General features: G+C 71.6%; 10 protein-coding genes. 4 read left to right on the top strand and 6 right to left on the bottom strand.

From position 1 onward, the window contains the following. Nucleotides 1–3 precede the first annotated feature (3 nt). Nucleotides 4–1,323 (bottom strand): DUF6271 family protein, encoded by a 1,320-nt coding sequence (locus ACFZB3_RS29695; protein WP_391380538.1) that lies wholly within the window; start codon nt 1,321–1,323, stop codon nt 4–6. Further along, nucleotides 1,305–2,378, bottom strand: a complete 1,074-nt coding sequence (locus tag ACFZB3_RS29700) for a phytanoyl-CoA dioxygenase family protein (protein ID WP_391380540.1) — start codon at nt 2,376–2,378, stop codon at nt 1,305–1,307. Before ACFZB3_RS29700 ends, ACFZB3_RS29695 begins: the two co-directional genes overlap by 19 nt. 280 nt (nt 2,379–2,658) lie before the next feature. Between ACFZB3_RS29700 and ACFZB3_RS29705 the strand changes: the two genes are divergently transcribed. After that, nucleotides 2,659–4,170, top strand: a complete 1,512-nt coding sequence (locus tag ACFZB3_RS29705) for a glycoside hydrolase family 3 N-terminal domain-containing protein (protein ID WP_391380542.1) — start codon at nt 2,659–2,661, stop codon at nt 4,168–4,170. A gap of 131 nt (nt 4,171–4,301) precedes the next feature. Then, a complete protein-coding gene (locus tag ACFZB3_RS29710) occupies nt 4,302–5,786 on the top strand; it encodes a glycoside hydrolase family 76 protein (RefSeq protein ID WP_391380544.1) in 1,485 nt (494 codons plus the stop codon). Nucleotides 5,787–5,834: 48 nt separating this feature from the next. On the opposite strand, the gene ACFZB3_RS29715 is transcribed toward ACFZB3_RS29710, so the two are convergent. Beyond that, nucleotides 5,835–6,263 (bottom strand): secondary thiamine-phosphate synthase enzyme YjbQ, encoded by a 429-nt coding sequence (locus tag ACFZB3_RS29715; protein ID WP_391380547.1) that lies wholly within the window; start codon nt 6,261–6,263, stop codon nt 5,835–5,837. Nucleotides 6,264–6,363: 100 nt separating this feature from the next. Between ACFZB3_RS29715 and ACFZB3_RS29720 the strand changes: the two genes are divergently transcribed. Then, on the top strand, nt 6,364–7,440 hold the full coding sequence (locus ACFZB3_RS29720) for an NAD(P)-binding domain-containing protein (protein ID WP_391380549.1): 1,077 nt from the start codon (nt 6,364–6,366) through the stop codon (nt 7,438–7,440). 12 nt (nt 7,441–7,452) lie between these two features. On the opposite strand, the gene mltG is transcribed toward ACFZB3_RS29720, so the two are convergent. Continuing rightward, complete coding sequence (gene mltG / locus ACFZB3_RS29725; RefSeq protein ID WP_391380551.1) at nt 7,453–8,361, bottom strand: endolytic transglycosylase MltG; 909 nt, start codon at nt 8,359–8,361, stop codon at nt 7,453–7,455. 257 nt (nt 8,362–8,618) lie between these two features. Then, entirely contained in the window at nt 8,619–10,532 is a 1,914-nt protein-coding gene (locus tag ACFZB3_RS29730; protein WP_391380553.1) for an ABC transporter transmembrane domain-containing protein, read from the bottom strand. Nucleotides 10,533–10,627: 95 nt separating this feature from the next. Here ACFZB3_RS29730 and ACFZB3_RS29735 point away from each other — a divergent pair, with 95 nt between their 5' ends. Beyond that, complete coding sequence (locus tag ACFZB3_RS29735) at nt 10,628–11,080, top strand: MarR family transcriptional regulator (RefSeq protein ID WP_391380555.1); 453 nt, start codon at nt 10,628–10,630, stop codon at nt 11,078–11,080. Nucleotides 11,081–11,133: 53 nt separating this feature from the next. On the opposite strand, the gene ACFZB3_RS29740 is transcribed toward ACFZB3_RS29735, so the two are convergent. Continuing rightward, the gene (locus ACFZB3_RS29740; protein ID WP_391380556.1) at nt 11,134–12,483 is read right to left on the bottom strand and encodes a cation:dicarboxylate symporter family transporter; all 1,350 of its coding nucleotides are present in this window, start codon (nt 12,481–12,483) and stop codon (nt 11,134–11,136) included. Nucleotides 12,484–12,559 lie beyond the last annotated feature (76 nt).

Below are 12,559 nucleotides of genomic sequence, written 5' to 3' on the forward strand. Positions count from 1 at the left end.
CCGTCACCGCCGCTGCCCGGACGTCGGGGGTACGGAGGTACGGCGGGCCGCGCCGACCAGCGGCTCCCATGCCTCCGTGAGCAGGGCGAAGTCCTCGATGTCGCCGCGCGCTTCGGCCAGGAGGCGTTCGCGGCGCCCGGCCAGCAGGTCGGCGAACTCGGCGTACCGGCCGCCGAGTTTGCGGTAGGCGGTGTCGAGGACGTCCAGCCGGTGGACGTTCTCGCTCCGGTCGAGCCCCGCGCTCTCCCTCGCCAGCCGGGCCACCACGGACGCGCGTACCTGCCCCTGCCCGTCGAGCAGCGACTCGCCCGCCCGCGCCATGTCGTCGTAGACGGAGTTGAAGTAGAGCATCGACAGCAGGAACTTCACGAAACGCAGCTGGTACGCGACGAACCCGGAGTCGGTACGGCGTTCGCCGGTGTAGTAGTTGACGATGTTCCGGTTGTGCAGGACGCCGGGCTGTGCGGCGTCGTGGACCAGGTGGATCAGGAAGTAGTCGCTGCCGATGGTGTCGGTCGCCGGCGGCAGGGGCACGCGTTCGTGCACGCCGTGGAAGGCGATGTTGCACATGTCCACGCGCATGGGGTCGACCAGGGTCAGGGTGGAGTGGTCCGCGGTGAAGGCGTCCGTGCCCGCGCCCCGGAAGGACTCCTCGACGAGTTCCCGCTTCTGCTCGGGCGACCAGTGCGCGGGCGCCCACAGACCGACCATGTCGTGGTAGACGTCCGGGTCGATCCGGAGTATCTCGCCGATGTCCACGGACAGTTCGCCGACGAAGGAGCTGCCGACCATCGCCACCCGCCGGTCCATGCGGTCGGCGGCGAGTGCGGTCTCGGTGACATGGCGGGCGGCGTCGGCCGCGCGCCTGCCGAGCGAGAGCAGTTCGTGGTGGACGGGGAAGACCGGCTCGCCGTCCACCACCTGGTACCGGCTGTCGGAGTCCCTGCGGTGCACGGACTCGCAGCCGAGCGCGGCGGCGAGCAGGAAGGCGCGGTTGGTGCAGGCGCCGTAGGAGACGCCGGCCGGGAGCATGAGGTCGAGCAGGAGGTCGGGCTTCACGGCCGCGGACCGGTCGATCACGGTCCGCAGGAAGTCCCGCTGCCGTGCCTCGTCGAGATGGTGGACGGTGATCCGGGGATCGCCGGGTATCCGGGCCACGGCCGCGGCGTGTTCGGCGTGGGCCGGTGCGGCGCTGGAGTCCAGGATCAGGAGGTGCACCTCGGCGTCGAAGTGCCGGGCGGCGTAGGCCGCTTCCTCGGCCACGGCCGTGATCGTCGCCGCGCAGGGCCTGTTGGTCGGCAGGGTCAGGCAGATTCGGCGCATGTCTCTTCTCCGGCCGGCCGCTCCGCACCGTCGAGATCCGCCCCGCTCCAGGACGTGCTGCCCAGCAGCCTGGCGCCGAGTTCGTCGAGCGTGGCCCTGCCGTAGCGCAGGGACTCGTGCCGCGCGGCGTCGCCCAGCAGCGTCGCGTTCCAGTCGGGCGTGGCGAGGGTGCGCCACGACTCGACCCGGGAGCGCCTGAGCGCGTCGTGCGACTCCAGCGCCGGCATCATCGACAGGTACTGCACCGCGCGTACCGACTGCTCGGAGGTGTTCGGTGCCACGCCGTGCGCCAGCAGGCCGTTGAAGATCAGCAGGTCGCCGGCTTCGAGCTCCGGGCGCACCACGGGGAACTCGGCGCGGTCGATCCTGGGCCGGATCGGGTCGCGGTCCTCGGGCTGGAACGCCTTCCACTGGTCGAAGCGTTTGAACAGCTCGGGGCAGCACTGGAAGCCGCCCAGCTCCGGCCTGGTGTCGGTCAGGGCGATGATCCCCTGGACCCGCTGCGGCAGGATGCCGAGCGTGGTGTCGACGTCCCAGTGCAGCTCGATGTCGAAGCCCTCGGCCGTGCCCGGGATCAGGGCCCGGTCGCGGTTCCTGATGTTGGGCGGGTTGAGGTTGAGCCGGTCGAGCGTCACCCACAGCTCTTCGCAGTCCCAGACGTCGACGAAGGCGTCGTAGACCCGGCGGTTCTGGCGGCTGTCCCAGATGAGCTGGTGGTGGTAGGCCTCGACGAAGCCGTAGATGTGCAGGTCCCGGTCGAGGTCGGAGCGGTACTCGCGCTCCTCGTACCAGGTCTCCGGGCGTTCGGGGTCAAGGCCCTGGAACTCCCAGGCGAAGTCCAGCAGTTCGCGGGCCGAGGCGGCGGGGATGGCCTGCTTCACCACCACGTAGCCGTACGTCTGCCAGTGGGCGAGGTCCTCCTCGGAGAGGACTCGCAGCGGGCGGGTCTTCGTCAGGTCCCGCAGGGGTGTCTGGGCGAGGTAGGTCTCGCCGTCCGAGCTGAAGTAGGGGATGTCCGAGGGGGCTCGATGGAGATAACGGTCAGTCGTGGGCATGCGGTGCTCCACACCTCGATATCAGGTACCGGCGGCCCGACCGGGTCGCCAACTGCGCGGAGTGAGGGGCGGGGACCGCACCGGCAGGGTCACTGCACCACGGGCCGCACCAGCCCCTCTTCGAACTCGCGTACCTCCAACTTGGACTAGACCAACTCATCCTGTCAAACACCCCAGTTGAGGGCGCGTTTCGCCAACAGGGCGCGATCCGGGCCCCCTTGACAGGGGCGGCTAGCCTGGCGGAGACGCATTGGTCTGTACCAACAGGAGGGCGCACGCTATGGTCTCCAGCAAGCACAGCCAGGAGTTGCGACGACTGGCGCGCTCCGTCCTGCAGCCGGGGTTTGTGGGCACCGAGGCCCCCGACTGGGTGCTGCGCGAGATCGGGGACGGGCTGGCATCGGTCGTGCTCTTCTCCCGCAACATCGCCACGCCCGACCAGGTCGCCCGCCTGACCGGGCAACTACGCGCGGAGAACCCCGAGTTGATCATCGCGATCGACGAGGAGGCCGGCGACGTCACCCGGATCGAGTCGGCGACCGGCTCCACCCGGCCGGGCAACTTCGCACTCGGAACCGTCGACGACACCGAGCTGACCGAGGCCGTCGCCGCCGACCTGGGCCGACAGCTGCGCACGGCCGGGGTGAGCCTCGACTACGCGCCGAGCGCGGACGTGAACTCCAACCCCGACAACCCGATCATCGGGGTCAGATCCTTCGGCGTGGACGCCAAGGTGGTGGCACGGCACACCGGCGCCTGGATCCGGGGGCTCCAGTCGGCCGGCGTCGCCGCCTGCGCCAAGCACTTCCCCGGCCACGGCGACGTGGCCGTCGACTCCCACCACGGGCTGCCCGTCTACGAGGCCGACCGCGACCGGATCGCCGAGCAGGCCCTGCCGCCGTTCCGTGCCGCCCTCGACGCGGGCGTCCGCGCGGTGATGAGCGGCCATCTGCTGGTCCCCGCCTACGACCCCGACCTGCCCGCCACGCTGAGCCGCCGCATCCTGGAGGAACTGCTGCGCCAGGAGCTGGGGTTCGACGGCATCATCGTCACCGACGCCATCGAGATGGGCGCCGTGACCAGCCGTTACGGGATCGGCGGGGCCACGGTCCGGGCCGTCGCGGCCGGTGCCGACGCCGTCTGTGTCGGCGGCGAGAACGCCGACGAGGCCACCGCCGCGCTGCTCGTGAACGCCCTCGCGGACGCCGTTCTCGCGGGCGGCCTGCCGGAGGAGCGGCTCACCGAGGCGAGCCTTCGCGTCCGGGAGTTCGCGGCCTGGTCGGCGGGGCTCGACCCGGCCGGCGCGGCCGTCTGGGACGCCGACGGCATCGGCTTCACGGCGGCCCGCCGCGCCATCCGGCTGACCGGAGCCGTGCGGCACGCCCTGCCCCTGGTCAACGCGCCGCACGTGGTGGAACTGGTGCCCACCACCAACCTGGCCATCGGCAAGGAGACCCCCTGGGGCGTGGCCGCCCCGCTGGGCGAGCGGCTGCCGGGGACGACCTCCGTCCGGGTGGGCCGCGCGGAGCTGCTGGGCCAAAGCGGCACGCTGGAGACGCGGGCGCTCGCCCCCGCCGCGGGACGGCCCCTGGTCGTGGTGGTGCGCGACGCCGCCCGGCACACGTGGATGGCACAGGCCCTCACGGAACTGGTCGCCGCCCGGCCCGACGCGATCGTCGTGGAGATGGGCCTGCCGGGCACCGTCGTGCCCTCGGCCGCCCAGATCTTCACGCACGGCGCCACGGCCGCCTCCGGGGTGGCCGCCGCAGAGGTGCTGGCGGGTGCCCTTTAGTGCAGACCTGAGTGCACATTGGTACGGACCTGGGTGCAACGTCCGTACCCGTGCGCCACGTTGACGCCTCCCTGCCGCTTCCCTACGTTCCGAGAGCGCTCTCACATCCGTCCCCGAAGCAGGGAGGCCCCATGCCCTCCGTGCGCAGACCGAGCAGCCGCCTCCTTCGCCGACTGGCGGCGGCACTCGCTCCGGCACTGTTCACCGTCCTCGTGCCCCTCACGCCCCCGGCGGCCGCCGCCGACACCGGCGCGACGGCCGCCATCTGCAACAAGTACTGCGACACCCGGGACCCCGCGCTCTCCCCGGGTGACCGCACCCCGGTCACGGCGGGCATCTACTCCCGGTCGATCGTCCTGCACTTCGACGACACCGACGCCATGGGCTGGGCCTCCATCGACAACGGCAGCCCGGGCGACGAGGTGTGGCTCGACCGCTCCTTCGACGGCGGCCGCACCTGGAGCTCGGGCAGCAAGCTCGGCGACACCACCGTGCCCACCGGGCAGCGCGGCTGGCGCACGCTCATGTACAACGTCGACGACTGGAACAACCTCGGCGTCGGCGCCCTGCGCGCCTGCGGAAAGGCCGGCGACCGCGCCGAGATCGCGTGCACCCCCTGGGCCCGCACCACCTGGAACGCGGGCGAGCCGCGCACCGCCGCGGCCACCGGGCTGATGACCTTCTACAACTACGGAACCGGCCTCTTCGACACCACCGGCTGGTGGAACTCCGCGAACGCCCTGACCGCGGTCATCGACAACATCCGGGTGACCGGCATGGGCAGCTACCGGTACGCGATCGCCCGCACCTACGACCTGAACGTCAACGCACAGGGCGGCCGGTTCCGCAACGACTACCTCGACGACACCGGGTGGTGGGGCCTCGCCTGGGTCGCCGCCTACGACCTGACCGGCGACAGCCGCTACCTGGACACGGCCCGCGCGGACGCCGACCACATGGCCGCCTACTGGGACTCCACCTGCGGCGGCGGGGTGTGGTGGAGCACGGCGAGGACGTACAAGAACGCGATCGCCAACTCCCTCTACATCCAGCTCAACGCGGCTCTCCACAACCGCGTCCAGGGTGACACGACCTACCTCGGGCGGGCCCGGGCCGGCTGGACCTGGTTCCAGGGCACCGGCATGGTCAACGGCTCGCACCTGGTCAACGACGGCATCGACCTGTCCACCTGCGGCAACAACGGGCAGGCCGTCTGGTCGTACAACCAGGGCGTCGTCCTCGGCGCGCTCGCCGAGCTGTACCGGGCCACGGGCGACGGCCAGCTGCTCACCAGCGCACGGCAGATCGCCGACGCCGCCACCACGACCTCGCTGCTGCACACCTCCGACGGCATCCTGCGCGATCCGTGCGAGGGCGGCGACTGCGGAGCCGACGGCCCGTCCTTCAAGGGCGCCGACGTGCGCGGCCTCGGCAGGCTCAACTCGGTGCTGCCGGACCACCCTTACACCGCCTACCTGAAGCGCCAGGCGGACCGCGCCCGCGCGAGCGACCGCAACGCCCTCGACCAGTACGGCCTGCGCTGGTACGGGCCGCTCGACCAGGTGGACGCGGCCCGTCAGCAGAGCGCCGTCGATCTGCTCGACGCGGCGTCCTGACCGTCCGACGGCGTTGCCTGCTGCACGAGCCACGGAGGTCAGGGGAGGTCAGGAGCCCGCGAGAAACGTGACCCGGACCTTTCGCCGCGGATTGTCACGGTTCGTGTCGACCAGGCACACCGACTGCCAGGTGCCCAGGGCCAGGCGGCCGTTGATCACCGGGAGGGTGGCGTGCGGGGGGACGATCGCCGGGAGGACGTGGTCGCGGCCGTGGCCCGGGCTGCCGTGCCGGTGCTGCCAGCGGTCGTCGGCCGGGAGCAGGGTGTGCAGGGCGGCCAGCAGGTCGTCGTCGCTGCCGGCGCCGGTCTCCAGGACGGCGATGCCGGCCGTCGCGTGCGGGACGAAGATGTTCAGCAGTCCGTCGCGGCCGGCGGCGGCCTCGCGGAGGAAGGCCTCGCAGTCGCCGGTCAGGTCGACGACCCGCTCCCGGCTACCGGTGGCGACATCGAGCTCTCGTGTGGTGAAGGCGTCCGACATGGCTCCATCCTGGCCCATGCGCCGGACTCCGGGACGGGCGGCCGGACCGGGCCGGGCAGGGCCGGGAAGATCCACGGGCATCCACGCTGTTGGTAGAAGCGTGAACAATGCGCATGAGGTCGAGGTAGTCGTCATCGGCGCCGGTCAGGCGGGCCTGTCCGGCGCCTATCACCTGCGTCGCACCGGCTTCGAGCCGGACCGCGACTTCGTGGTGCTCGACCACTCCCCCGCACCCGGCGGCGCCTGGCAGTACCGGTGGCCGTCCCTGACGTACGGCAAGGTGCACGGCATGCACGCGCTTCCGGGCATGGAGCTGACCGGGGCCGACCCGGCGCGGCCGTCCGCCGAGGTCATCGGCGAGTACTTCGCGAACTACGAGCGCACCTTCGACCTGCGGGTGCACCGGCCGGTCGACGTCCGCACGGTGCGCGAGGGCGAGGGCGGGCGGCTGCTCGTGGAGACCGACCGGGGCGACTGGTCGACGCGGGCGCTGATCAACGCCACCGGCACCTGGGACCGGCCGTTCTGGCCGCGCTACCCGGGCCAGGAGACCTTCCGCGGGCGTCAGCTGCACACCGCGCAGTACGCCGGGCCCGAGGAGTTCGCCGGCAAGCGGGTCGTGGTCGTCGGCGGTGGCGCCTCCGGCACCCAGCATCTGCTGGAACTCGCCCCGTACGCGGCCGCCACCACCTGGGTCACCCGGCGTCCGCCGGTCTTCCGCGAGGGCCCGTTCGACGAGGGCGTGGGCCGGGCCGCGGTGGCACTGGTGGAGGAGCGGGTACGGCAGGGGCTGCCGCCGCGGAGCGTGGTCTCGGTCACCGGGCTCCCGCTCAACGACGCGATCCGGCAGGGCCTGGCGGACGGGGTCCTGGACCGGCAGCCGATGTTCGACCGTGTCACGCCCGACGGTGTGGCGTGGAACGACGGGCGGCACGTCGACGCGGACGTCATCCTCTGGGCCACCGGCTTCCGGGCGGCCCTGGACCACCTGGCGCCGCTGCGGCTGCGCGAGCCGGGCGGCGGGATCAGGATCGACGGGACCCGCGCGGTCGCCGACCCGCGCGTCCACCTCGTCGGCTACGGCCCGTCCGCCAGCACCATCGGTGCCAACCGCGCGGGGCGCGACGCCGTACGGGACATCAGGCGGCTGCTGGCCGGGGACCCGGTCGCCGCGTGACGCACCGGCGCCTCACCGCGGCGGTCGCGTGACCCGCGGCGACCCCTGGGTCCTGGCCTTCTGCACGGCGTTGAAGTCGGCGACGTTGCGCTGGTGCTCGGCGAAGTCGGCGGTGAACCGCGTGTCCCCCGGCTTGACCGTGACGAAGTACAGCCAGTTGCCCGGCGGCGGGTTGAGCGCGGCACGCATCGCGTCCGTGCCCGGGTTGTCGATCGGGGTGGGCGGCAGGCCCATGCGCTGGTAGGAGTTGTACGGGTTCTCGATGCGGGTGTCGTTCACCGTGGTGTTGAGGGTGCTGCGGTTGAGCGCGTAGTTGAGGGTGGAGTCCATCTGGAGCGGCATGCCGCGTTGCAGCCGGTTGAGGACGACACGCGCCACCTTTCCCATGTCCGTCCTGTCGGCGGCCTCGGCCTGCACGATGCTGGCGATGGTCACCGCCTGGTAGACGTTCATCGCGTCGCGCTGCGCACCGGCCGCGACGGGTGCCCAGCCGAACCGCTGGTTGGCGGTGTCGACCATGAACCGCAGCACCGACTGCGGGGTCGCTTCCTTGTCCAGGGGATAGGTGGCCGGGAAGAGATAGCCCTCCGGGTTGCCCCCGGCCTCGCCGGGGAGCTTCAGGCCCGCGCCGCCGACCGAACTCTTGGTGCTTCCGGCCGGGAGGGCGAGGGCCTTGTCGACGGCGGCGTAGACCTGGGACGCGCGCCAGCCCTCGGGAATGACCAGGGTCTCGGCACCGGACCTGCCCCCGGCCAGGACCAGCAGGGGCACCACCACGGCGGCACCGGCCACGACGGCGCCGGTCACGACGAGGACGAGCCTGCCCCGACGGGTCAGCCGGACCGACTTGCCGCGTGTCGAGGCGCCTCGGCCGGCGGGCGTCCGTCGACTCGGGTCCCGTGGCGGAGTGTTCATCTGCATGCGGGCACGTTAGCTCTCATACCGCCACAAACCCGACATATCTTCTGCTTGTCGGCCACGCTGTGTCGGCCGCGCCATACCGACCGACACGAATCGCCCACGCGGGGCCGGACTCACGGATCGGGCCGGCTCCGACGCGTCCGCCCCGACCGGTGGGCTCCGGCTGGCCAACTCCGTCCAGTCGGCCCCGGCCGGTCAGCCCACCCGGCCGGTCAGCCCCGGCCGGTCAGCTCCGCCCGTCGGCGTCGGCTTCCGCTTCAGCTGGTCGGCGGTGTCGCGTGCCTGCGTCCGCGGTCGCCTCGCCTGCGTACCGGCCGTGCGGCCGCTTCCCGCTGAGCCACCTCGACGGCTCCGCCGTCGTCCGGTGCCGGCTCCCCCGCCGTCTCCAGCCGGGCGTCCCGCCGGACCAGTGCCGCGTACCGGCCGTCGAGTCCGAGCAGTTCCTCGTGCGTGCCGCGTTCGGCCACCCGGCCGGAGTCGAGGACGACGATCTGGTCGGCACCCTGGATGGTGGAGAGCCGGTGGGCGATGGTGATGGTCGTCCGGTTGGCCGACAGGGCGTCGATGGCGTCCTGGACCGCGTGTTCGGTGCGGGTGTCCAGAGCACTGGTCGCCTCGTCGAGGATGAGGACCGGCGGGTCGCGCAGGATGGTGCGCGCGATGGCCAGCCGCTGCTTCTCGCCGCCCGAGAATCGGTGTCCGCGTTCGCCGACGACGGTGTCGTAGCCGTCGGGCAGCGCGGCGATGTGCTCGTGTATCTGGGCCGCGCGGGCGGCCGCGTGCAGTTCCTCGTCGGTGGCGTCCGGCTTGGCGAAGCGCAGGTTGTCGGCGACCGAGGCGTGGAAGAGGTACGTCTCCTGGGAGACGACGCCGACCGCGCGCGCGAGGGTGTCGAAGTCGAGGTCGCGGACGTCGACGCCGTCCAGGGTGACCCGGCCGCCGGTGACGTCGTAGAGCCGGGGAACCAGGTAGCCGAGCGTGGACTTGCCCGCCCCGGTGGGGCCGACGACGGCCAGCCCGGTGCCGGCCGGGACGGTGATGTCGATGCCGTCGAGGACGGGCCCGCCCTTGTCGTCGTAACGGAACTCGACCCCCTCGAAGCGGACCTCGCCCTTCACGCGGTCGAGGTGGACCGGCTCGTCCCGTTCGGTGATGTCGACGGGCAGGTCGAGGTACTCGAAGATGCGCTGGAAGAGCGCGAGGGAGGTCTGGATCTGGACGCCGGTCGCGAGCAGGCTCACCGCGGGGCGGAACAGGCCCTGCTGGAGGGAGACGAAGGCGACGATGGTGCCGAGCGAGATCTGCGGGCCGCCCGTCTGGAGGGCCATGCCGGCGGTCCAGTAGATGACGGCGGGCATCGCGGCCATCACGATCGTGATCACGGCCATCCGCCAGCGGCCGGCCATGTTCGACCGCACTTCCAGGTCGACCAGTTGCTCGGACTCGTCGGCGAAGGAGGCGGTCAGCGAGTCGGCGCGGCCCATGGTGCGGCCGAGCAGGATGCCGCTGACGGAGAGCGACTCGGTGACCGTCGCGGCCATCGCGGCCATCTGCTTCTGGCGCTGGGTGGTGATCTTCTTGCGCTCGTTGCCGACCCGGCGGCTGATCCACACGAAGAGCGGGAGCAGGACCATCGAGACGATGGTGAGCCGCCAGTCGAGGGCGATCATCGCGACGATGGTGGCGACGACGCTGGTCAGGTTGGAGACCAGGGAGGTGGCGGTCGAGGTGACGGTGGCCTGCATGCCGCCGATGTCGTTGGCGATGCGGGACTGCACCTCGCCGGTGCGGGTGCGGGTGAAGAAGGCGAGCGACATGCGCTGCAGCCGGCCGTAGACGGCGGTGCGCAGGTCGTGCATGACGCGCTGGCCGACGGTGGTGGATATCAGCGTCTGCAGGACGCCGAAGACGCTGGTCAGGACGGCACTGAGGATCATGCCCAGCGCGAGCAGGCTGAGCAGTCCGGTGCGGCCCTGCGGGATCGCGGTGTCGAGGGTCGCCTTCAGCAGGAACGGGGTGGCGACGGACACCAGGGAGGCGGCGCCGACCAGCAGGCCGACGATCGCGAGGCGCCCGCGGTAGGGGCGGAAGAGGCTGAGGATGCGGCGCACCTGGCGGGGTTGCCCGGCCGAAGCGCCGTCGGGGGTCCAGTTGATCTCGTCTCGGGGCATGGCTCCTACGGATGGGTATGGTGTGCACGGACTCACGGAGCATAGCTCACTGTTACCTATGTTCACAATGAACTAGGTCCTGATATTATTCCCGTATGAGCACCCCCGACTCCGACGGCCCGCTCGCCGAACAACTCCTGCGCCTCACCCGCCGGGTGTGGCGTATCCAGAAGCGCCACCTGGCGGCGCGCGACCTGGGCATCACCCCCGCCCAGTCTCGGCTGCTGCGCACTCTCGCGCACTACGAGGCACCCCCGCGCATGGCCGACCTCGCCGCGCGCCTTGAGGTGGTGCCGCGTGCCGTGACGACGCTGGTCGACGGCCTGGAGGCGAGCGGCAAGGTGTGCCGGGTGCCGGATCCGACGAACCGCCGGGTGACCCGGATCGAGATCACGGACGAGGGGCACGAGACCCTGCGCGAGCTGCGGGCGGCGCGCCGGTCCGCGGCCGAGGAGATCCTGGCTCCGCTCTCGGAGGAGCAGCGGGAGGTACTGGGCGGGCTGCTGGACACGCTGGTCGACGGGCCGGTGCCGGCGAAGCGCTGCTGAGGCATGACGGAGCGGCTTCCCCCTCCGGAGAGGGAAGCCGCTCCGGCGTAAGGTCACCCCTCGGGCACCAGCTCCTCGGCCGGCGTCCCGGCAGGCTCCTCAGCCACGGCCGCGGCCTCGCCGTCCAGCACCTGCTTCGCCCGCACGACGTCCAGCGCGCCCTCCCAGCGGGAGACCGCGAAGACGGCCACACAGTTGCCGAGCAGGTTGGTGACGACGCGCATCGAGTCCATGATGCGGTCCACGCCGAGCAGCAGGGCGACGGCACCGGCCGGAATCGCCCCGAGCGAGGAGGCGGTCGCGGACAGGGCGAGGAAGGCCGAGCCGGGGATGCCGGCCATGCCCTTGCTGGTGAGCATCAGCACCAGGACCACGGTGATCTGCTGACCGAGGCTCAGGTCGACGCCGACGGCCTGGGCGATGAACAGGGTGCCGATGGAGAGGTAGAGCGAGGCGCCGTCCAGGTTGAAGGAATACCCGGTGGGCAGCACAAGACCGACGGCGTCATCACGTGCCCCCGCCTTGCGCAGCTTCTGCATCACGCGCGGCAGCACGGACTCCGTGGAGGCGGTGCCCAGCGCGAGCAGCAGCTCCTCGCGGATGTAGCGGACGAACTTCCAGAGGCTCAGCCCGGTGACCACCCTGAGGGCGACCGCCAGCAGGGCGATAAAGAGCGCGGCGGCCACGTAGCACAGGACGATCAGCTTGGCGTAGGTCTCGATGACGCCGAGCCCGTACTGGCCGATCAGGACGGCCATCGCGCCGAAGACGGCTATCGGGGCGAGGCGCATGACGAAGCCGACGATCGCGAAGATGATCTCCTGGGCCTGCTCGATGGCCGGCAGCACCTGCGGCACCCTGGTGTTCCCGAGGTGGAGCAGCGCCGCGCCCACCAGGCAGGCCAGGACGAGTACCTGGAGCAGGGAGTTCTCGGCGAAGGCGCCGATGAAACTGGTGGGCAGGGCGTTGAGCACGAACTCGGTCGTCGTGGGCAGCGAGCCGCCGCCCGTCTTCGCGTCGACCGCCTTGCTGCTCAGGGTGGCCGGATCGACGTGCATCCCGGCGCCGGGCTGCACGACGTTGGCGGCGACGAGGCCGATGACCAGCGCCAGCGTGCTCGCCACCTCGAACCAGACCAGCGCCTTGAGCCCGATCCGCCCGAAGGCCTTCAGGTCGCCGGCCTTGGCGATGCCGACGACGACCACGCAGAACACCAGCGGCGAGATGATCGTCTTGATGAGCCGGGTGAAACCGTCGCCGAGCGGCTGGAGGTCCGAGGCGAACCCGGGCCACAGCCGCCCGACGACGATGCCGAGCACGAGCGCGCAGGCGACCTGCGCGAAGAGAGAGGTACGCAGTACGCCTGCGACGCGACGCGGCAGGGACGGTGGGGACGGCGGCACGGGCACTCCTGGTGGGGGGATCGACTCGCCGAAGCCGAGCGGGACTTCTGCGATGCGGAAAGCGGTTTCCGTGTCG

Source organism: Streptomyces sp. NPDC008092 (assembly GCF_042957285.1).
Classification (GTDB): Bacteria; Actinomycetota; Actinomycetes; order Streptomycetales; family Streptomycetaceae; genus Streptomyces.

What these genes read in the sequence shown, in the direction of transcription:
- ACFZB3_RS29695 (WP_391380538.1), bottom strand. Translation starts at nt 1,323, where the DNA reads ATGCGCCGAATCTGCCTGACCCTGCCGACCAACAGGCCCTGCGCGGCG.
- ACFZB3_RS29715 (WP_391380547.1), bottom strand. Translation starts at nt 6,263, where the DNA reads ATGTCGGACGCCTTCACCACACGAGAGCTCGATGTCGCCACCGGTAGC.
- ACFZB3_RS29700 (WP_391380540.1), bottom strand. Translation starts at nt 2,378, where the DNA reads ATGCCCACGACTGACCGTTATCTCCATCGAGCCCCCTCGGACATCCCC.
- mltG (WP_391380551.1), bottom strand. Translation starts at nt 8,361, where the DNA reads ATGCAGATGAACACTCCGCCACGGGACCCGAGTCGACGGACGCCCGCC.
- ACFZB3_RS29735 (WP_391380555.1), top strand. Translation starts at nt 10,628, where the DNA reads ATGAGCACCCCCGACTCCGACGGCCCGCTCGCCGAACAACTCCTGCGC.
- ACFZB3_RS29730 (WP_391380553.1), bottom strand. Translation starts at nt 10,532, where the DNA reads ATGCCCCGAGACGAGATCAACTGGACCCCCGACGGCGCTTCGGCCGGG.
- ACFZB3_RS29710 (WP_391380544.1), top strand. Translation starts at nt 4,302, where the DNA reads ATGCCCTCCGTGCGCAGACCGAGCAGCCGCCTCCTTCGCCGACTGGCG.
- ACFZB3_RS29705 (WP_391380542.1), top strand. Translation starts at nt 2,659, where the DNA reads ATGGTCTCCAGCAAGCACAGCCAGGAGTTGCGACGACTGGCGCGCTCC.